The 21812-nt window shown below is 42.7% G+C and carries 17 protein-coding genes and 1 tRNA gene; 5 read left to right on the top strand and 13 right to left on the bottom strand.

Annotated features, from left to right (window positions below; genetic code table 11):
- Positions 1 to 75 precede the first annotated feature (75 nt).
- From pyrI to argF, 3 genes are all read right to left on the bottom strand, one after another.
- Positions 76 to 540 carry an aspartate carbamoyltransferase regulatory subunit gene (pyrI, locus tag C5469_RS08275; protein WP_166304798.1) on the bottom strand — a complete coding sequence of 155 codons (465 nt, stop codon included), beginning with the start codon at positions 538 to 540 and terminating at the stop codon, positions 76 to 78.
- Between the two features lie 137 nt (positions 541 to 677).
- Complete coding sequence (gene pyrB, locus C5469_RS08270; RefSeq protein ID WP_166304795.1) at positions 678 to 1601, bottom strand: aspartate carbamoyltransferase; 924 nt, start codon at positions 1599 to 1601, stop codon at positions 678 to 680.
- A gap of 313 nt (positions 1602 to 1914) precedes the next feature.
- Positions 1915 to 2931, bottom strand: coding sequence for an ornithine carbamoyltransferase (gene argF, locus C5469_RS08260; RefSeq protein WP_166304792.1), 1017 nt, complete (start codon positions 2929 to 2931; stop codon positions 1915 to 1917).
- 163 nt (positions 2932 to 3094) lie between these two features.
- On the opposite strand from argF, the gene rraB reads away from it, so the two are divergent.
- Complete coding sequence (rraB, locus tag C5469_RS08255; protein WP_166304789.1) at positions 3095 to 3511, top strand: ribonuclease E inhibitor RraB; 417 nt, start codon at positions 3095 to 3097, stop codon at positions 3509 to 3511.
- A gap of 145 nt (positions 3512 to 3656) precedes the next feature.
- On the opposite strand, the gene C5469_RS08250 is transcribed toward rraB, so the two are convergent.
- The 9 genes from C5469_RS08250 to pepA form a co-directional block, all read right to left on the bottom strand.
- Positions 3657 to 4298 carry a LysE family translocator gene (locus tag C5469_RS08250; RefSeq protein WP_166304786.1) on the bottom strand — a complete coding sequence of 214 codons (642 nt, stop codon included), beginning with the start codon at positions 4296 to 4298 and terminating at the stop codon, positions 3657 to 3659.
- A gap of 110 nt (positions 4299 to 4408) precedes the next feature.
- Complete coding sequence (locus C5469_RS08245) at positions 4409 to 6223, bottom strand: NAD(P)-binding domain-containing protein (protein WP_166304784.1); 1815 nt, start codon at positions 6221 to 6223, stop codon at positions 4409 to 4411.
- 1038 nt (positions 6224 to 7261) lie between these two features.
- Positions 7262 to 8035, bottom strand: a complete 774-nt coding sequence (locus C5469_RS08240; RefSeq protein WP_166304783.1) for an amino acid ABC transporter substrate-binding protein — start codon at positions 8033 to 8035, stop codon at positions 7262 to 7264.
- 91 nt (positions 8036 to 8126) lie between these two features.
- Complete coding sequence (locus tag C5469_RS08235) at positions 8127 to 8891, bottom strand: amino acid ABC transporter ATP-binding protein (protein ID WP_166304781.1); 765 nt, start codon at positions 8889 to 8891, stop codon at positions 8127 to 8129.
- Positions 8869 to 9570, bottom strand: coding sequence for an amino acid ABC transporter permease (locus C5469_RS08230; RefSeq protein ID WP_166304779.1), 702 nt, complete (start codon positions 9568 to 9570; stop codon positions 8869 to 8871). The genes C5469_RS08235 and C5469_RS08230 overlap by 23 nt, the downstream gene beginning before the upstream one ends.
- A gap of 269 nt (positions 9571 to 9839) precedes the next feature.
- The gene (locus C5469_RS08225) at positions 9840 to 10613 is read right to left on the bottom strand and encodes an amino acid ABC transporter substrate-binding protein (protein WP_166304777.1); all 774 of its coding nucleotides are present in this window, start codon (positions 10611 to 10613) and stop codon (positions 9840 to 9842) included.
- A gap of 435 nt (positions 10614 to 11048) precedes the next feature.
- Positions 11049 to 13946, bottom strand: a complete 2898-nt coding sequence (locus C5469_RS08220; protein WP_166304775.1) for a valine--tRNA ligase — start codon at positions 13944 to 13946, stop codon at positions 11049 to 11051.
- Between the two features lie 13 nt (positions 13947 to 13959).
- Positions 13960 to 14409, bottom strand: a complete 450-nt coding sequence (locus C5469_RS08215) for a DNA polymerase III subunit chi (protein ID WP_166304773.1) — start codon at positions 14407 to 14409, stop codon at positions 13960 to 13962.
- 56 nt (positions 14410 to 14465) lie between these two features.
- Complete coding sequence (pepA, locus tag C5469_RS08210) at positions 14466 to 15986, bottom strand: leucyl aminopeptidase (protein WP_166304771.1); 1521 nt, start codon at positions 15984 to 15986, stop codon at positions 14466 to 14468.
- 286 nt (positions 15987 to 16272) lie between these two features.
- Here pepA and lptF point away from each other — a divergent pair, with 286 nt between their 5' ends.
- Together lptF and lptG are read left to right on the top strand one after the other, a co-directional pair.
- A complete protein-coding gene (gene lptF / locus C5469_RS08205) occupies positions 16273 to 17373 on the top strand; it encodes an LPS export ABC transporter permease LptF (RefSeq protein ID WP_166304769.1) in 1101 nt (366 codons plus the stop codon).
- Positions 17373 to 18449, top strand: coding sequence for an LPS export ABC transporter permease LptG (gene lptG, locus C5469_RS08200; protein ID WP_166304767.1), 1077 nt, complete (start codon positions 17373 to 17375; stop codon positions 18447 to 18449). The genes lptF and lptG overlap by 1 nt, the downstream gene beginning before the upstream one ends.
- A 110-nt stretch (positions 18450 to 18559) precedes the next feature.
- Here the strand turns inward: lptG and ampH are convergent, their stop codons facing one another.
- A complete protein-coding gene (gene ampH / locus C5469_RS08195; protein WP_166304765.1) occupies positions 18560 to 19777 on the bottom strand; it encodes a D-alanyl-D-alanine-carboxypeptidase/endopeptidase AmpH in 1218 nt (405 codons plus the stop codon).
- A 495-nt stretch (positions 19778 to 20272) separates the two neighbouring features.
- Between ampH and C5469_RS08190 the strand changes: the two genes are divergently transcribed.
- Together C5469_RS08190 and C5469_RS08185 are read left to right on the top strand one after the other, a co-directional pair.
- Positions 20273 to 20357: transfer RNA gene (locus C5469_RS08190), tRNA-Leu, on the top strand.
- 164 nt (positions 20358 to 20521) lie between these two features.
- On the top strand, positions 20522 to 21796 hold the full coding sequence (locus tag C5469_RS08185) for a tyrosine-type recombinase/integrase (protein ID WP_166304763.1): 1275 nt from the start codon (positions 20522 to 20524) through the stop codon (positions 21794 to 21796).
- The last annotated feature ends 16 nt before the right edge of the window (positions 21797 to 21812 follow it).

Raw genomic sequence — 21812 nt, 5'->3', positions numbered from 1 at the left:
GTGATAACTGAATGAATATTTCACAAAGGTACTATTATAGTCCCCGTATCTGCCTCAGCAACTGGCATAGATCGTTTACTCGTTGAGTATTACCACGTTGCGGTCGAACTCTTTCTCACAGTATTTGCAGGTTAGCACCACGTCTTCGGATGTGACTTTGACCCGAAAACTACTTTCTACAGGCTCATTGTGGCTAATACAGTTGCTATTAGGGCAGACTAACACGCTATCAATGCGCTCGGGCAAGTTAATTGGTAGTTTCTTTACTACTTCATAGTTTTCAATACAGTTCACCGTTGCATTCGGCGCATACATAGCCAGCTGGTTAGCCTGTTGTTCTGTAAGAAATGTATTTTCGATTTTGATGAGATCTTTTTTACCTAATTGATTGGAAGGCAGGTTCAGGCCGATGGTGATACGTTGATCAGTTTCAGTCAGTTTAAACAGAGAAAGTAATTTGAAGCCTACCTGAGCTGGGATATGGTCAATCACTGTACCACATTTAATGGCTTCGACTTGTAATTTATGATCTTGGGTCATAGTGTTTTTATGAATACATTTTGGTGACAACTTGTCTGTATTCACCCTCCAGGTAATGGTTAAGAATCGACACGCATTCCATTTTAGAAAGAAAGTAATAACCGGTTATGTTCGCGGATTAAAAAGTATTTTTTTAATCATTCATTTAAAACTAAAGATAATAGTGCCTGACGAGTATAAATGCCATTTTCTGCTTGTTGGAAATAATAAGCATGGGGAGTTTTATCTACATCGACAGTAATTTCATCAATACGTGGCAGTGGATGTAGAACTTTAAGGTTTTCTTTCGCTCCCGTCAGATCAGTGGCACGTAGAATAAATTGGGCTTTTACATTGGCATATTCGGATGGATCAAGGCGTTCTTTTTGTACACGAGTCATGTAAAGAATATCCAGCTCTGGCAAGACTTCTTCAATATTAGTATGCAGGCTATAAGTAGAACCTTTTTCATTCAGCATATGAAGAATATGGTTTGGCATTGCTAGTGCTTCTGGGGCGATAAAATAGAAATGGTTGCCATTAAATTTCGCCAGCGCTTGTGATAGCGAATGGACGGTGCGGCCATATTTTAGGTCACCAACCATGGCGATATTCAGACTGTCCAGCCGTTTCTGGGTTTCCTGAATAGTGAACAAGTCCAGTAAGGTTTGAGTCGGATGCTGATTAGCACCATCACCGGCATTGATGATTGGGGTATAACTGGAAAATTCAGAAGCCAGACGTGGTGCACCTTCCTGTGGATGGCGCATCACGATAGCGTCAACATACTGGCTGATAACGGAAATGGTATCTGCCAGTGTTTCTCCTTTCTTGCCTAGGGAAGTGTTACTACTATCTGAAAAACCAACAACTGAAGCACCAAGACGGTGGATTGCTGTTTCAAAAGAGAGGCGAGTACGAGTAGAAGCTTCAAAGAAACAACTGGCGATAACCTTGTGTTTCAGTAATTCAGGCTGTGGTCTGGCTTTTAGTGCGGCAGCAGTCTGCAATACCAATTCCAGATCTTCGCGGCTCAGATCATTTATTGAAATGATATGTTTGCGATATAACGGATTAGCCATTTTTCACTCTCCTCTAATGCTGACATCCGGGTGTAGCGATTATCAATTGATTGCCGGGCAAAAAAAAGCCCCTCAATGAGGGGCCTTAAATGATCGGTTTAGCGGCGGGAAAAACAATGGTTGCTGGCTGCCTTTAGGCAGTTGCACTCGCACTTTAGCTTGACGAAAATAAGCGCTGTTTTTCATGATTTCTCCCGGCAAATTGCGGCGCATTATACTCGTGAAAAATCTTACAGCAAGTATTCGCCGGAAGAAAAATGGTATTGGCAGAATCACGCCTTTATAGACATAACCCTACAGATATCTTAAGTAATCAGATTTTCAAATCCTTTGCCAGTGTTGCTACCATTACCGCTTTAATGGTATGTAGGCGATTTTCTGCCTGATCAAACACAATACTGTGTTCTGATTCAAAAACTTCATTGGTGACTTCCAGCCCGCCATACATATCAAACTTGGCTGCCAGTTGCTTACCTAACGTAGTTTCTTCATCATGGAATGCAGGCAAGCAGTGTAGGAATTTTACCTGCGGATTACCTGTCATTTTCACCATATCCATATTTACCTGATAAGGTTTCAGTAGGCTAATTCGTTGTTGCCAAACTTCTTTTGGCTCTCCCATCGAAACCCAGACATCGGTGTAAAGAAAATCAGCATCTTTAACACCTTCAGCGATATTTTCAGTTAGAGTAATTTTACCGCCGGTTTTTTCAGCCAGTTTTCGGCATTCAGCAACTAGTGTTGCATCTGGCCAGTACTCTTCAGGAGCAACCAGTCGAACATCCATACCTGTCAGTGTTGCAGCTTCTAGCATGCTATTGCCCATATTATTACGGGCATCGCCTAAATAGGCGAATTTGATTTCTGACAGCGGTTTCTCAGGTTGATGCTCCTGGATAGTGAGTAAATCTGCCAGTAACTGGGTAGGATGAAATTCATTCGTCAGGCCATTCCATACGGGGATGCCAGCGTGTTCTGCCAGCGTTTCAACTACTTTCTGAGCATAGCCACGATATTGAATACCGTCATATATGCGACCAAGTATACGGGCGGTATCTTTAATTGATTCTTTATGACCAATCTGATTACCACTAGAGCCAAGATAAGTGATATTTGCCCCTTGGTCATGAGCAGCTACTTCAAATGAACAGCGGGTGCGGGTGGAATCCTTTTCAAAAATTAGCACAATATTTTTACCTGTTAGCAGAGCTTTTTCTGTGCCGGATTTTTTAGTCGATTTTAATTCAGCCGCCAGCTTCAGAAAAGCGAGGATTTCTGCTGAAGAAAAATCAAGTAACCTTAGTAAATTACGTTGATAGAACGGATTCATTGTTGAGTACCTCCGCATTTGTTTTTGCATTTGTATTCAATTTATATCTATAAAAATTCAATTTCAACTCCGTGTTAGATTTCTTTGATGTAAACAGTGGTTAGGCTGACTGTGGTGTGGGAGAATGAAAGCTGGGACGGCCAACTGATTGAGGATATTGGGTATGGCAAATCAAAAAGACTTAGAAGAACAACGTGAAGAAACGCGCCTTATTATTGAAGAATTATTGGAAGATGGTAGTGACCCAGATGCGCTTTATGCCATTGAACACCACTTTTCTGCAGAAGATTTTAATCTGTTGGAAAAGGCTGCTGTCGAAGCCTTTAAGCTAGGTTATGAAGTGACTGATGCAGAAGAATTGGAGATTGAGGATGGCACTATTCTTATGTGTTGTGATGTTATCAGTGAATGTGGGTTAAATGCAGAACTGATCGATACCCAGGTTGAACAACTGATGAATCTGGCCGAAAAAATCGGTGTCAATTATGATGGTTGGGGTACTTACTTTGAAGATCCTGACGCACAAGATGAAGATGATGAAGACGATCTACCGGAGCAAGGAGGAGATAGGCTTCATTAAGGTATCGGGGTAAGAAGTAATAGAGGGTCTAGCTTACAGATTTCCACTCTGTAAGTTGCCCTTTATTAATTTAAAGCGTGGTTAATTCTTATTTCCTTTTTATAGAAATTTATATTTCAATTGAACGTTAATATCTGCTGATTTTTCAAAGTAGAGCTCCCATGACTAAGAAAACAGCCATTACGATTATCATCCCTCCACCTAGTATGTTCACTAGCCTCATTCTTTTTTCAGTAAAAGATGCGCGCGAACTCACAGCATGCGCGGCAGCGACCCATGCTGTATCTATCACCAAGCCTAAGCCAATCGGTATCAATGAAAAACTGAGCAGGGATAAAATAGGGCTGTCTATTCCTTCGCTTAAAAAGCTTGGAACTATCGTACCAAACATAATCAATGCCTTCGGATTCGTTGCACCAACGATTATTCCTAACGCCAATGTTTGCTTATTTTTCTTGGAACTAACATTCTCCCCAACTCGCAGTGGCTTTGAAAAAAAAAGATATTGAAAACCGATGACTAGTAAGGCAATAGCACCCAGCAAACGAATGACCATCAAAGCAGTGCTGGATTGTATGAGCAAAGAGCCAATTCCCAAGGCAAGGACCACGGCAACGCAATAGGTTCCGATTGCATTTCCAATCACACCACGTAATGCGTTGGTCCGTCCCACTGACACCGCCTGCCCTACAATAAACATGATACTTGGGCCAGGAACAGCGATCAGTACTGAGCTAGTCAATATGAGTCCTAATAGACCTTGGAGTGTAGTAAAATTTGTGAACATAAGGTAACCTTCGCTATCTGGCGCAGGGACATGAGTTTTTTAGATAAAAATCGCTATCCTGTCCCTGTCTTGTTAGTTAAATTTCGTTGTACACATCTAGTACAATACAATCATGACTGCTTGGCAAGTAATGCCAGGGTTGGTTGAATCCGAAGCGCTTCTGCAATTTCCTCTTCGCTCATGAGTGGGTAGCACTTTTCGACAAACTCATCAAGCACTGGCAACATGCTTCTGCGTTCTTCAATACCAAGTGCACAGGCGCAAGCATTGAAAGCAACGTTCCTGTACTGATCAACATTGGTCTCGGCATCTACATAGTCATCAAGGTCCCAACGACCAATAAGACTCTCTTGCATATGGAAGGCGTTCACTTCTACACCCTCGCGGAAAACATGAAACACGGGGTGGATGTAAGCACTTTGAGAAGTGTCGAAATGATCGGCTGGTAACGTAAAGTAATGTGTCGGGAGCTCGCCATTGCCATACCGATAGAATCCATACTCAAATACTACCTCAAGGCGATTTTGTTTATCTCCCCAACGCTCGTTGTTATATTTTCGCGAAAACGAAGGCCATACACGCGCGCGTATAACACCTTCATCATTACATTCTTCAAATGTGACTACGTTTCCGAAATAGCTGAAAAGCTCAAATAGTGGCATGCTTGTACTGACAAGGTCTACGAGAAACTTGGAGAGAGATACCAGCGCGTCTGAGGGATTGGTAAGGGGGATTCTGCATTCAAACATTGGCTTGAGAGCCATGCCGTGATATTTCTCAGCAATGATATTTCCAAGCGCTTGAATATTACATCGGAAACCATGTACAAATCCGGAGGCGGCATCTGGATCATTGACTCGCATAGGAGCACCAATAAAATAGAGCCCTGGTACGTTCACTGACTCCCAACTTGATGTGAGCAAACAGTATTTACCTTTTTCATCAACATCTGGCCGAACAGTATCCATGTCGAAAATATCTGATAAGGTATAGTTGAATCCACAGCATACAATCACATCGTCAACGATGCCTGTTCGTTTCATCCATCTTGGTGGGGACCAATGCGGGCAAGGTGTCTCGTAGCTGACCAATAATTGTCCTTTATGCTTCCCACTAGTGATTCGCCGAATTTCAACAATGCGGTCACTGACAATATTGTTGTTGGACTTGAGTTGCATTAAATCGAAAACATCTGAGATTTGAGCACGCAAATCATGCACGTTGTGAGTTTGCCGGGCGAACAGTGGTAATGATCTCGTGACAACACGTGTCTCGGCTGTGATATCGATAAGGTGGTGTGCAATTTCGAAAGCAGAGTTACCTCGTCCAAGTACCACAACAATTTTATTTTTATAGCGCTCAGCAGCAGTATTTGGATCGAAGTTCTCGTAAAGGGTACAGGTTTCAGCATTAAGTCCCTTAATATCTGGCATAATCGGCTTTGATACGCCGGTAGCACAAAATATTCGATCCGCTGAGATGGACAGAGAATCAGAAATCTCGATAATAAAATGTTCATTCTCTTTCATTATACGCCGAACGCGCATATTGGTGCGTATACACTTTACGAGCCCCATTTTATCGGCCACGTATTTTAGATATTCTTTATAGATTCTTGCTGATGGCCAATGCGCTGATGTCCATTCTGTAAATTGAAGTTTTGGATCATTCACCACATCTTCCGCGTCAATAGTGCTGAGAGTGTGCCAGTCATAACGCATCCGATAGGTATGATTGTCTCCGGGAACATATTTTTTGTTGAGCGAGATCAACTCTCCACATACAGGAAATCTATCCCACTGACCACCAACAGTCTCGTTTGCTTCAAGTAAGAGATATTCAATACCGCGTTTACTCAATTCAAGGGCCATATTTAGCCCAGCAGGGCCGCCACCAATAATAATATTAGGATAATGGTTTCGCATTATACTTATCTCCGCTAGTAATAATATTAAGATAATGAACTCGCATTATATTTACCTCTTATAACGATGAAATTGAGATAAGGGTTTCACATTTATCTCCGCTTAATTTTAAACTCTTCCATAATTTATTTTGAGTGATGTCATAAGGGAGGTAGAGCAAATACCCTTCTTTAAGAACCAAAAATTTTTCTCCTGAAATATATTGTTAGCTCCTAAGCACTATTTATTAAAGATAATATTTATGGATGAAATTTCCGCCTATTAATTAAATTTTTTCATCCATAATGCATGCGCGAAGGATACTCTCAAATATCGATGCGAATTTCAAATATAAAGTTATGATTAGTTGATTCAGCAATGCTATATATTATTTGCCATCCATAATAATGGAGTGATAATAAATCGTAATAAGCTGCCAATTATTAATTGAAGAAGTGTTTTTGATAAGGTTTTCGTGATTATTTAAACCCATTCAACTTGAAGATGCCTGTTTCAATATTTTAAGGACCGTATTAATGGTATTGTTCTGTGACAGATTGTTTTAATCCAGTCTGGAAATAATAATTTATTATACATAATTCAGGCGGTGAATTCAGATGCTGTACTGTTTTAGCTGATAATGTTTCTGTGACCTTGAATAAGGTGAGAAACCAGATTCAAATTCTATCTCCGATGGGGAAGAAGGATAAATGAGAATATCAATAGTTTCATCAGACAATACTTTCCAAAAGGAATAAATTTTAAATAAAGATCAAATGAAATATTATCAGTGGGAGGACTTTAGCTATGCAAATATAGAAAGGCAAAGCTCAGGAGGAGGGGGGGAACTTTGCCTTTCTATATGGATACAAATAAACATGGTGAAGAAGCGGTAAAATTTAGCATAATTAAATTAATAGAAGGTGCAGAATTCTGATCGTTTCCGTTGAATGTGTTCAGAATTCTGTGTCAGACCTTCACTACTCATATTTTAAATACTGTACAATATTCCAAGTATTGAGAGATAACCACCTCTTGAAAGAAAAGAGGGTCACTTTCTTATTTAGAAACGTCAGTACCGAAATACTTGGTAGAAATGCGCAGATAGGTGCCATCAGTTTTAATGTCGGTTAACGCTTTATCGATAGCGGTTTGTAATTCTGGTTCGCCTTTACGGATTAGAATACCGACCTGATCGCCATTGGGGTCAGATGCGACAACTTTTACCGGTGCATTAGGTTTGTGTTTTTTAAAATCCAGATAGGACAGATTATCATTGATGGTTGCATCAGCCCTGCCTGTAGCAACCAGATCGATTGCCTGATTAAATCCTTCGGTAGGGACGATTTCCGCACCAAAACGTTTTGCTAACTGCGCATAGTTGCTGGTTAAGCTATGGCTTGATGTTTTACCTTTCAGGTCACTAAACGTCTTGATACTGTCATTGTTTTTGCGGGTGATAAGTACGGCTTTGGAGATAATATACGGAGTGGAAAAGTCATATTTTTTCTTGCGCTCTGGCGTAATAGCGACTTGATTGAGTACAGCGTCGTAGCGTTTGGCATCCAGTCCGGCAATAAGGCCATCCCATTTACCTTCGGTGAACTCGGCTTTGACATTTAGGCGATGGGCAATTTCGCGACCAATCTCAACATCAAAACCGGCTAAAGTTCCTGAAGCGTCGTGATAGGTGAATGGTGGGTAGGTTCCTTCGGTAGCGATTTTGAGTACACCCGTTGATTTAATCTTATCAAGGCTAGATTCTGCACTGGCAGAATGTACGATGCTGAGTTGAATGACACCAGCTAATAATGCGGTAAGGAACACTTTCATTTTGTTTCTCCAGGCGGTCAAAAAATTTATTTATTTGATCATCATTGGTTGTTGTAAGGATCAATGATGACAAGGTGTTGTTAACGGTGGGTTATATCTCCCAATCCGGTAAGGTATTGGTCAAGGTCGAAACAAATTCGACGGTACGTTGTTTAAGGGCACGAGTAAAAATAGTTTTCGACGTTCCCGATTCGACAATTTCTCCAGATTCTAAGAATATGACGTCGTGAGCAAGATTAGCTGCCAGACGTAGATCATGAGTAGCCATTAACATCGTGGTTCCTTCTTTGGCTAACTGCTTTAATACGGCAACAACTTCCTGGGATAATTCTGGATCGAGCGCGGAAGTTGGCTCGTCGCACAATAACACTTTGGGCGAAGGTGCCAGCGCCCGTGCAATTGCTACGCGCTGTTGCTGACCACCGGATAGTGTGGCTGGCAAGACATCGGCTTTGTGTGACATACCAACTTTTTCTAGTAGCTCAAGTGCTCGCTTTTTTGCCTGTTCATGTGACCATTTCTGAACCCAGATCAGCCCTTCCATAATGTTTTCAATGACGGTGAGGTGAGGGAAAAGTTGAAAGTTTTGAAACACCATACCGGTTTGCTGGCGAATCCGTTGTACGTCCTTGTGAACAATTCGCTCTTTACCGATGAAGGTTATGCTTTCATTGCCAATTTGGAGCTTCCCAGCCTGAGGAATTTCTAATAAGTTGATACAGCGTAACAGCGTGCTTTTGCCGCTTCCTGATGGGCCGATTAATGCGGTAAGGCTGCCTTCCTCAATAGTAAGATCGATATTTTTCAGGACCTTTTGCCCGTTAAAACTTTTCTCAATGCCGTTGAGCTGTATCATTTTCTAATTCCTTTGTATCACTCTTTTGCGAAAACTTCTTTTCCAGACGGGCTTGTAATGATGATAATACTGAGCTGATTATCAGATAAATTATGGCAGCTTCGGTGTAAAGAATGAGAGGTTGATAAGTCACCGCAGCGATACGTTGTGCGGCAAGGAAAAGCTCCGGTACTGTGATTACTGAGGCCAGTGAAGTATCTTTCACCAGTGAAATAAATGTGTTTGAGAGCGGTGGAATAGCGATTCTCGCGGCCTGAGGCAGAATGATACGGCGTAATGATTGTGTCCAGCTCATGCCGATGGAGTAAGCGGCTTCCCACTGTCCTTTTGGTACCGATAATAAAGTAGCGCGGATTACCTCAGATGTATAGGCACCGATATTCAGAGTGAAACCGATAACGGCTGAAGTAAATGCGCCTAGCGTAATACCAACGCTAGGTAGAGCATAAAAAATAAGAAACAGTTGTACAAGCAACGGCGTACCACGGATCAGCCATACATAGAATTTGGCGACAGCAACAAAGGGTTTCGGCCCGTAAAGCCGGATTAGTGCAACGATAAAGCCCAGTATGATACCAAGAGTAAAGGTAATAAGAGTGAGTGGAATAGTGAAAGTAAAGCCTGCATAAAGCATAGGCCAAAAAGAATCGAGTACTAAATTGAACCAGGAGGGTTCCATATATTTTCCCTATTGTGTGTAATATAAGAATATATTTATATGTAATTTTTAAAATATCATATGGCAAGCTGGTCGTTTATATATATAAAATAAAGTTATATCATATTGTGATTTTCGATATCAATGAATTTACATAAATTAATATATTTTATTTTTGATTAAAATATTCGCTGATTGTTCGATTAAACGAGATTAACGATAAAGTCCCCTGGTCAGAATTTGTATCCGACTTTTAGGTAATGGGGACATTTGAGTAAGAGATGTTTCACTTATTCACGAGTATTGGAGCCAAAGTATTGAACCCAGATGCGTTGGTAGGTGCCATCGGCTTTGATATCAGTTATTGCTTTATCGATGGCAGCTTTCAGATCTGACTCTCCTTTGCGGAGCAAAATGGCTGTCTGAATTGCGTTGGGATCAGAAGCAACAATTTTCACCGGTGCATTTGGTTTGTGCCTCTTATAATCCAGATAAGATAGGTTATCGTTGATTGTGGCATCGGCTCTGTCGGTACTAACCAGTTCGATTTCCTGGCTAAATCCATTAGTGCCGATGATTTCCGCGCCGTTATGTCTTGCAATTTGGGCGAAGTTGTTGGTCAGAGTATGTGCTGAGGTTTTGCCTCGTAAATCGCTGAATGTTTTTATGCTGTTGTTATCTTTATGGGTGATAAGTACGGCTTGAGATGTGATATATGGAATGGAAAAATCATATTTTTTCTTGCGCTCAGGTGTAATTGCAATTTGATTAATTACAGCATCAGAACGTCCAGCATCCAGCCCGGCAATAAGTCCATCCCATTTTCCTTCGATAAATGCCGGTTCTACATTTAAACGCCGTGCAATTTCACGACCAATATCAACATCGAAGCCTGTCAAAGCGCTTGAAGCATCGTGATAGGTGAATGGTGAGTAAGCCCCTTCGGTTGCAATTCTGAATACACCCGTTGATTTAATCTTATCAAGAGTTGATTCTGCATTGGCTGAATGTACAAGACCTAATTGAGTAGTACTTACCAATAACAGGGTAAGAAGTATTTTCATTTTATTTCTCCGGGTTATTAGAAATTAGTGAAGCAATTTATTTGGGTACCTGTATGCTTCGGTTTCTGAGAACTGTCTCTGTTCATTGCTTATTGTCATCCTAATAATACTTACTGGAATAGATTATTAAGATTAATAAGTGGTTAATTGTTGAACTAAAATTGCATTATAGTTTAACTTTTTATTTTTAATAATATATTTGTATGATTTCATTCTCAATATAATATACAAAATATAATGATTTATATATAAAATAAATATTTATTAGATATATCTTTTAAGAAAATAGGTTTTTATCTTCAATATATTTTATGTATTTATACAGAATGGGTTGAATGTATGCTTTCTTATAAACTTTATCGCTCACTTTTTAAATTAAAAAGCCACTGACAATGAATTGTAGTGGCCTTGGTGGAAATTTAATTTTTGAGAATATTACAACGCGGCAATAGTTTCCTTTTGAGCCAGTAATTTCTCTTTTGATGTATTGCAGCTTGCCAGACGCTCACGTTCTTTGGCTACAACGGCTTCAGGTGCGCGACTGACGAAGCCTTCATTCGACAGTTTTCCTTCGATGCTGCCAATCTCTTTATCCAGCTTCTCAATCTCTTTATCCAAGCGGTTCAGCTCGGCTTCTTTATCGACTAAGCCAGCCATTGGGATTAATACCTCTGCTCCATCAATCAGCTTGGTCACAGAAACCGGCGCTTCTGTGCCAGCAGGAAGAAGGGTAACTGACGAGAGGCGACCCATTGCTTGAATAAAATTCAGATTTTCTGCTACACGGCGTTGTGCTCCCGCGTCAGCATTACGCAGCAGAACTTCCAGTGGCTTGCCAGGTGCAATATTCATTTCAGCACGGATATTACGTACCGCAATAATTGCTTCTTTAATCCATTCCAAATCGTTCAGAGCTAGTTCATCAACTTTTTCCTGATCAAATTCTGGGAACGGTTGCAGCATGATGGTATCGGCTTCAATCCCTTTAACTACTTTCACCCTCTGCCAGATGGTTTCGGTGATAAATGGAATAATAGGATGGGCCAGACGCAATAATCCTTCCAGAACTTCAATCAGAGTATGACGAGCACCGCGAACTTCTGCTTCTGAACCTTTGTTAATTGCTGGTTTAGAGAGTTCAAGATACCAGTCACAGAATTGGTTCCAGGTGAATTCATAAAGAATATTTGCAGCCATATCGAAACGATATGCATCCAGTGCTTCACGATAAGCTTTTACTGTCTGGTTAAATTCAGCCAGAATCCAACGATCAGCCAATGACAGCACCATTTCGCCGCCATTTTGTCCACAATCCTGACCTTCCGTATTCATCAGAACAAAACGGCTGGCGTTCCATAATTTGTTACAGAAATTACGGTAGCCTTGCAGACGTTTCATATCCCAGTTGATATCACGACCAGTCGAAGCCAGTGCTGCCAGTGTAAAGCGTAGGGCATCTGTACCATGAGCTTCAATACCTGTCGGGAATTGTTTTTCTGTGCGATTGCGGATTTTTTCAGCCAACTGTGGTTGCATCATATTGCCGGTGCGTTTTTCCAGCAGATCTTCCAGGGCAATACCGTCAACCATATCCAGTGGATCAATGACATTCCCTTTAGATTTGGACATCTTCTGACCTTCTTCATCCCGGATAAGTCCGGTCATGTAGACAGTCTTAAATGGAACCTGAGGCTTGCCATTTTCATCTTTGATGAAATGCATGGTCATCATGATCATGCGGGCAATCCAGAAAAAGATAATGTCAAAGCCACTCACCAACACATCCGTTGGATGGAAGGTTTTCAGTGCTTCGGTTTGTTCTGGCCAGCCAAGGGTAGAGAAAGTCCACAGACCGGAAGAGAACCAGGTATCTAGTACATCTTCATCTTGGTTGAGGGTGATATCTGCACTCAGATTATTTTCACAGCGAACTTCTTCTTCGCTGCGACCTACATAGACATTACCTTCCGCGTCATACCACGCCGGGATGCGGTGACCCCACCATAATTGACGGGAGATACACCAATCTTGGATATCGCGCATCCAGGAGTAGTACATATTTTCATACTGTTTAGGTACAAACTGGATATCGCCATTCTCAACGGCTTCGATAGCCACTTTTGCCAGAGGTGCAGCACGGACATACCACTGATCAGTCAGCATTGGCTCAATAACTACGCCGCCACGATCGCCGTAAGGAACAGTCAGATCATGAGCCTTGATTTCAACCAGCAGACCCAATTTTTCAAATTCAGCAACCATTGCTTTACGGGCAGCAAAACGCTCCATACCCCGGTATTCAGCTGGAATATCAGAACTGTAAACATCAGAAACTTCGCCATTGGTATCGAAAACTTCTGCTTCATTACGGATATTGCCATCAATTGTCATGATATTGATCATTGGCAGGGCATGGCGTTTACCCACTTCATAGTCGTTGAAGTCATGGGCTGGCGTGATTTTCACGCAACCGGTGCCTTTTTCCATATCTGCGTGTTCATCACCGATAATAGGAATACGGCGATTAACCAGTGGCAGAATGATCTCTTTGCCGATTAAATCCTTATAGCGCGGATCTTCTGGGTTAACTGCTACACCGGTATCGCCTAACATGGTTTCAGGCCGGGTAGTTGCAACGATCAGATAATCTTTACCTTCTGCGGTTTTTTCGCCGTCAGCCAGTGGATAACGCAAGTACCACATAGAACCCTTTACTTCACGGTTCTCGACTTCCAGATCGGAAATAGCAGTGTGTAATTTCGGGTCCCAGTTAACCAGACGTTTGCCACGGTAAATCAGGTTTTCTTGATACAAACGGACAAAAGCTTCTTTTACAGCGTTGGATAGACCTTCATCCATGGTAAAACGCTCACGTTCCCAGTCAACCGAGTTACCCAGACGACGCATCTGATTGGTAATCGTACCGCCGGATTCTGCTTTCCATTGCCAGATTTTATCGATAAAAGCGTCGCGGCCATAATCGTGACGTGTTTTGCCTTCTTCTGCTGCAATCTTACGCTCAACCACCATTTGAGTAGCAATACCTGCATGGTCAGTACCGGACTGCCACAAAGTATTCTTACCTTGCATCCGCTGATAACGGATCATGGTATCCATAATGGTTTGCTGGAATGCATGGCCCATATGCAGGCTGCCGGTTACATTTGGCGGCGGAATAACAATACAAAAGCTCTCACGGCTGGTGTCGCCGTTAGGCTTGAAATAACCACTTTTCTCCCAATGGGTGTAAAGAGGTTGCTCAATTTCTTTAGGATTGTAAGTTTTATCGAGAGATGGCTCGGATTGCGTTTGGTTAGCGGGTGTTTTTTCCATTTTATCTTGATACTTAGTATGTTGGCGGCGTTGCCATGGTCAAATTAAAGCCGACGCTGCGATATAATTTATATCGTTCACGCGCCAACTGTTTCAAATTCTCGTTTATAGGAACGAAGTCTATCACTTCATGGAAAGCGGTGGCAAAGTCTGCGAATTGCGGCAGCAGATTTATCAATATATCACGGGGAGAATTTCCCCGTTTCTGAGGCCAACATAACTCAACTGGTGCACCATATCTCGGCCCTTCACCGGCAAGATTATGCGGGACGAACTGATGGGGTTCCCATTGCCACAGGGCTTCATCTAACTTTTCTGCCTGTTGCTGATCTTCACAAGCAATTAGCACCCGTTTTCCGGCTCGCCATTGGTCAGCCGCAAATTGACATGCCAGCCATTCATGAGCTTGCAAATCTGCCTGGGGTGATGGTTGTTCCAGTAAATAAAACGTGGCGCTTTTCATAATGTCTCTTACGGGGAAAGGGCATTGTTAATGCCCTTTAATTAGCGGGGTATAAATCAATCGTCGTTATTGATACCGGTACTTCCTGCACGATTTAACAGGAATTGCGACAATAGTGCAACTGGACGGCCTGTTGCGCCTTTCGCTTTACCTGAACGCCATGCAGTACCGGCGATATCCAGATGTGCCCAATGATATTTTGTTGCGAAGCGGGACAGGAAGCAGGCAGCAGTAATAGCACCACCCGCACTACCACCGGTATTCGCCAGATCGGCAAAATTAGAATCGATTTGCTCGAAAAATTCGTCGGCCATTGGCAGACGCCATGCGCGATCACCGGATTGTTCAGAAGCATTTAATAGCTCATGGGCCAGTGGATTATGGTTAGATAGTAACCCACTGTAATGATTACCAAGAGCTGTTACGCAAGCACCGGTCAATGTGGCGATATCAATGACCAATTCTGGATCAAAACGTTCAACGTAAGTTAACGCATCACACAGAACCAGACGGCCTTCTGCATCAGTATTGAGCACTTCGACCGTTTGACCAGATAGGGTGGTTAAAATATCCCCAGGCCGGTAAGCACGACCTCCTGGCATATTCTCACAGCCTGCCATGACACCGATGACATTGAGTGGTAATTGTAGCTCCGCAACCACACGCATCACGCCATAAACGGTTGCTGCGCCACACATATCGTATTTCATCTCATCCATACCACCAGCAGATTTGATTGAAATACCACCAGAGTCAAAAGTCAGGCCCTTGCCAACCAGGATGATCGGTTTCGCATTTTTATCAAGGCTGCCTTTATATTCCATGACTGACATCAGGGATTCATTCTGAGAACCCTGACCAACAGCCAGATAAGCGTTCATTCCCAACTCTTTCATCTGCTCTTCACCAATTACTTTTGTTGTAATATGGCTATTCGCAGAGTCTGCGAGCTGACGGGCTTGGGAAGCCAGATAAGCTGCGTTACAGATGTTTGGTGGCATATTGCCAAGATCTTTAGCTGCTTTGATACCGATAGCAATGGCAAGACCGTGTTGGATTGCACGTTCACCGCTGGTTAGTTCCCGACGGGTTGGAACATTAAACACCATTTTACGCAGTGGGCGGCGCAGCTCATTTTTATTGCTTTTAAGCTGGTCGAAAACATAAAGAGACTCTTTTGCTGTTTCTACTGCCTGGCGTACTTTCCAGTAATTATTACGGCCTTTAACATGTAATTCTGTTAAAAAACAGACTGCTTCCATTGAACCAGTTTCATTAAGGGTATTGATAGTTTTTTGGATAATTTGTTTATATTGACGTTCATTCAGCTCGCGCTCTTTGCCGCAGCCTATGAGCAGAATACGTTCAGATAACACATTGGGAACATGATGTAACAGTAGTGATTGACCAACTTTGCCTTCCAATTCACCACGGCGCAACAAGGCGCTGATATAACCATCACTTATTTTATCGAGCTGTTCGGCAATAGGGGATAGGCGGCGAGGTTCGAAAACGCCAACAATGATACACGCACTGCGTTGTTTTTCCGGGCTACCGCTTTTTACACTAAACTCCATGCGTTCTCCTGAATCTTAAAGACAAAGACGGATGCTATCGCTAGAATATAACGTTCCGTATTAATCTACCCCATAGAAAGTTAACTATTTATGTTAAGCTAAACGTACTATTTGTTATTGTTTAGCTAACTATAAGTATATTCTGACTGGGAACCTGAATTATGGAATGGCTTCGATATCATTTTAGCAGCGAGGAAGCCAAACTGATGCACATAATAAATGGTATATATACAATGAAGTTAGCGATTTTCCTGCAAAAAGACAAGTTTTCACAGGCGTAATAAGCGTGATCATCATTAGATATCTGGTACGGGAAACCCTGAAAAGCCAAGTTGCGATACTCTTTGTCCTTTTATTGATCTTTTTTTGCCAAAGATTAGTAGAGATTTTGGGTGCAGCAGTGGAAGGGAACATCCCAGCAAATTTGGTTATATCCTTATTAGGATTAGGTGTGCCTGAAATGGCGCAGCTTGTTTTACCCTTGAGTCTTTTTCTTGGGGTGTTGATGACTTTCAGCAAGCTTTATACTGAAAGTGAAATTACTGTTATGCATGCGTGTGGTTTGGGTAAGCGTGTGTTGGTGGTTTCGGCGCTTATTCTGGCGTTGTTGACTTCCGCGTTGGCCGCAGTGAATGTTATTTGGATGATTCCTTGGTCCTCAAAATACCAGGAGCAGGTATTGGCTGACGCGAAGGCTAATCCAAGCCTGGCGGCGATAATAGAAGGAAAATTCAAACCTTCTGATAACGGTAACTTGGTGCTCTATATTGGTAGCGTACACGGTGATAAGTTTGAAAACGTATTCTTGGCCCAGCTTCGTCCGGTGGATAACCAGCGCCCTTCAGTTGTTATCTCTGATGGTGGCCATATGGTGGAACGGCCTGATGGTAGGCAGGAGGTTATCCTTAATCGTGGTACGCGTTACGAAGGCACTGCAATGCTGCGTGATTTCAGGATCACTGAGTTCAATGATTATCAGGCGGTTGTTGGGCATCAGGTTTCAGCCGTAGATGGTGATAAAGTTGAACAAAAATCCATTACTCAGTTATGGCGGGATAATGATAAGGACTCTCGCGCTGAGTTCCATTGGCGTCTGACTCTGGTACTTTCGGTACTGATTATGGCCATGATGGTTGTACCGTTAAGTGTAGTAAATCCCCGTCAAGGGCGGGTGCTAAGTATGTTACCTGCGATGCTGCTTTATCTGATTTTCTTCTTACTGCAAAGTTCCCTGCGCTCTAACGGGAGTAAAGGTAAGTTGGACCCGTTGCTCTGGATGTGGGTAGTTAATGGCGCTTATCTGATGCTGGCGTTGGTTCTCAATATCTGGGACACCGTGCCGATGCGCAGGATTTGGTCCCGTCTCAAAGGAAGAGGAGTAGCCTGATGTTTGGTGTATTAGATCGTTATATCGGGCGGACTATTCTTCAGACTATTCTGATGACATTGTTTATGCTGGTATCACTCTCCGGCATTATTAAGTTTGTTGATCAGTTGAGAAAAGTGGGGCAAGGGGAATACACCACTATTTCCGCTGGCCTTTATGCTTTGCTAAGTGTGCCGAAAGATATTCAGATATTCTTCCCGATGGCGGCTTTACTTGGTGCATTATTGGCACTTGGCACATTGGCAACTCGTAGTGAGCTGGTGGTTATGCAGGCTTCTGGTTTTACCCGTATGCAAGTTGCTGGCTCAGTCATGAAAACGGCTATTCCGTTGGTAATCTTGACGATGATTATCGGTGAATGGGTAGCGCCACAAGGTGAACAGATGGCACGTAACTACCGGGCTCAGAAAATGTTTGGTGGTTCTCTGGTTTCAACAACCAAAGGTATGTGGGCGAAAGATGGGGCCGATTTTATCTACATCCAGCGGGTAATGAGCGACACAGAGATTAAAGGCGTTAATATCTATCATTTTAATGATGATAAAAAGCTACTCTCTGTGAAATATGCAGACAGTGCTGTTTATGATGAGGAGAACGATCTGTGGAAGCTTTCTCAGGTGGAAGAATCTGATCTGACAGACAGTAAAAAAATCACTGGGTCGCAGCGCATTTCTGCTGACTGGAAAACCCGCTTGACGCCAGAGCAATTGGGTGTTGTTGCTCTTGATCCTGAAGCACTTTCTATCAGTGGCTTGTATCAATACATCAGTTATCTTAAACAAAGTGAGCAGGAATCAGGACGTTATCAACTGAATATGTGGAAAAAGATCTTTGCACCACTTTCAGTTGCGGTAATGATGTTGATGGCACTCTCTTTCATCTTCGGGCCGCTGCGTACCGTACCGATGGGAGTTAGGATAATAACAGGTATCACTTTCGGCTTCTTATTTTACTTACTCAATGAGATCTTTGGCCCGTTGAGTCTGGTATACAGTATGCCAGCAGTTCTGGCCGCATTGTTACCAAGCTTATTGTTCCTTGCCCTCAGTATTTATTTACTCCTTAAGAGACAGTAGCTTTTAGCAATCATGGTCCAGTAATGGGACCCGATTTGGAGGAACTGTGGGATGGGTTTTATGAACAGGAAACTCCATCCCTGGTATCTCTAATTTATAAAACGTCAACATCAAGCTTGATTATGATTCCTCGACAATGCAGCGACTAGTTGATTAACCCCTGTTGTTACGCTGCTAAACTTACTGTGTTGTTTACGGGTAATTACGACAAATACTCCGATATTTTGTTCGGGGATCATTGCTATATACGTATTGAATCCACCGCCTCCACCGGTTTTCTGATAAATATTTGGAGTATCCCCACGGGTACTCATATAAACCCAACCAAGACCAAGACCATCCGCTTGACCGGCAACATCTATTCCTTTGATTGCAGCCAGATCGGAACGCTTAAAATAAACACCTTGTTCGCGGCTGGCGGTCTGTTTACGTAACTGACTGTTTGATGATAGAAACTGCTGCATCCAGCGTTGCATATCTTTTGGTGTTGAATAAACGCCACCACTACCGGCTGCTGCAACAGTATTGACACATGGACTAGGCTTATAACTTTCCATCAAACGGGCACACTGAGAACGGCTTGGTGTCAGTGTAGTGTCTTTCATAAAATAAGGGCCGGTGATCTTATCGTATAGCAAGCGGGTATATGGCTTACCTGCGGCTTTAGAGAGTGCATCTGCCAATAAATCGTAAGCCAGATTGGAATAAGAAGCTGTTGTGCCTGGAGGTATATCTAATTGGGCTGTTTGCAACCAAGTCCAGCGGTTGGCTTGTGTAGGCCAGACAAAAACAGGACGTCCCCATTTCCCTCCCGGTTGCTCACGAGGTAACCCGCTGGTATGGCTTGCCAGGTGGAACAACCGGATAGGTTGAAGGGAACTATATTGAGGCACTTTCACGCCGTAATAACTATAGTCTTGTAATGGATCGGTGGAGCGTAAAACCTTATCCTCTTCCAGTTTGATCATAATCTCACTAGTCATCAGCTTAGTCAGTGAGGCGATACGGATAACGGAATCAGGCTTAGGGCGGATACCACTTCCCGGACGGGTTTCCCCGAAGCTACGGTAAACCACCTGATTATTATCAACTACCACCATTGCCATACCTTGCGCATTGCTACCGTTGAAAATATCCCGTGCATACTGATCGACCAATTGTGAAGCTAGCTTTTTAGTTCTCGCATTGCCTTCAAACACTTCCCATTTTAGCGGCTGTTTCTTTGGTTGCAGAAACTTTATCGAATATATTTTATCGGAAGAAGAACAGGCCGCGAGAGCCAGCATCATGGCAGAAACAGGGAAGATCTTAAAAAGCAGTTTATTCATTTTGAATTAACCAATCAGACATATTTCCAGTGAATACAGGAACAGGATAGAGAAACCAGAAACTGCTACTTATTCTTTTTAAACAATGCCATCAACGCACCAATGACAATGCCTAAAAAGATACCGGCACCAATCCAGCTAATAATCGTCATAATCATTTACCTCGCAGTGAATTATCATCCTGAGATTATATAAGGTGATTATAGGTTGTCTATCTGCGTCAGATGTTTCAGCCTGTTATGGTTGTAAAATTATTTTTGGGTATTTATCGTTGCTTTAGTGCTTAGTCGGGAATTTATTTTGGCTAGAAAAAATGTTGTTGAGAGTGTTTATGTGCTCGCGAGGGGCTTTGTGCTTAGAAATCAAGCGTAGTTTTGCATTGAACATATGCAACGTGCTCTTTTTTTCGACATTTAAACTAAATCAGAAGGATAACAGTTGCTAACAGATCGCTGACAAGTATAATGGCCTCCGTTATCCGCATACTACTTCAGTGCCGAAGTGGCGAAATCGGTAGACGCAGTTGATTCAAAATCAACCGCCTTCGGGTGTGCCGGTTCGAGTCCGGCCTTCGGCACCATTCGTTAGTTTTCTAACGTCTACCCAAGTCTACAAATTCCCTAAAAACCCCACAAAATCAAGATACTTCGTTATTTTGACGTCTACTGTGGTCTGTTGCAATCAATATGCACCAAGGGGCATAATCTGGGGCACCTACACTTCGATTTTAAATGTGCCCCAAAAATGAAACTAAACGCCCGACAAATCGAGACTGCGAAACCTAAAGAGAAATCCTATAAATTAGCGGATGGCGCTGGCTTATATCTCGAAATCACGCCGCGCGGTTCTAAATACTGGCGCATGAAGTATCACCGCCCCACCGACAAAAAAGAAGATCGGCTGGCCTTTGGTGTTTATCCTGCCGTTTCATTAGCTGATGCTCGCGCTAAACGGGATGAAGCTAAAAAATTGCTTGCTCAAGGGATTGATCCCAAAGCAGAGAAAAAAGACGTACAAGCCGAATCAAAGGGTGCATATACCTTTGAACGGATCGCCCGTGAATGGCACGCCAGCAATAAACGGTGGAGTGAAGACCATCGAGACCGAATTATGCGAGGTTTCGAGCAATACATTTTCCCCTACATTGGTACTCTCGATATTCGCACTTTGCGAACCAGCCAACTGTTAGCACCGATCCAAGCCGTTGATACTGATGGCAAACACGATATAGCCCAGAGATTACAACAGCGTGTAGCTGCCATCATGCGTTATGCGGTTCAAAATGACATCCTTGAATATAGCCCTGCCAATGATATGGCTGGCACTCTCACCATAGTAAAACCCAAACATCACCCTGCACTGCCTCATGAACGCCTACCTGAATTTTTAACTCGTCTTTCCTGTTATCGCGGGCGCTTACTGACCAAAATTGCAGTAGAACTGACTTTATTAACATTTGTTCGTTCCAGTGAAATAAGATTCGCCCGTTGGGAAGAAATCGATCTTAAAAGGGCTGTCTGGCATATACCAGCGACACGAAAACCCATTGATGGTGTTAAGCATTCTCAACGTGGTATGAAAATGAAAACAGAACACATTGTACCGTTGAGCCGTCAGGCTATTTCGCTTATCGAAACTTTGCACAACCTGAGCGGAGAAAGTGGGGTAATGTTTCCCGGCGATCACGATCCAAAGAAAGTAATGAGTGAAAACACCGTCAATAATGCGTTACGTACAATGGGCTATGACACCAAAACAGAAGTTTGCGGACACGGATTCCGCACAATGGCACGTGGTGCAATGGGAGAATCTGGCCTGTGGAGTGATGACGCAATCGAGCGCCAGCTAAGCCATATAGAAAGAAATAATGTCCGGGCGGCGTATATTCACACATCCAAACATTTGGATGAACGGCGGCTGATGGTGCAATGGTGGGCGGATTATCTGGATGCTAACAAGGAGCAATTTGTAACTCCTTATGATTTTGCCAAACCGTTTCGTGATAGAAAAAATCAGTAGCTCGATCAACGAAAAT

The sequence above is a fragment of the Photorhabdus cinerea genome (assembly GCF_011189575.1).
In the GTDB taxonomy this organism is placed as follows: domain Bacteria; phylum Pseudomonadota; class Gammaproteobacteria; order Enterobacterales; family Enterobacteriaceae; genus Photorhabdus; species Photorhabdus cinerea.
This window is presented reverse-complemented; position numbering and strand designations above follow the sequence as displayed.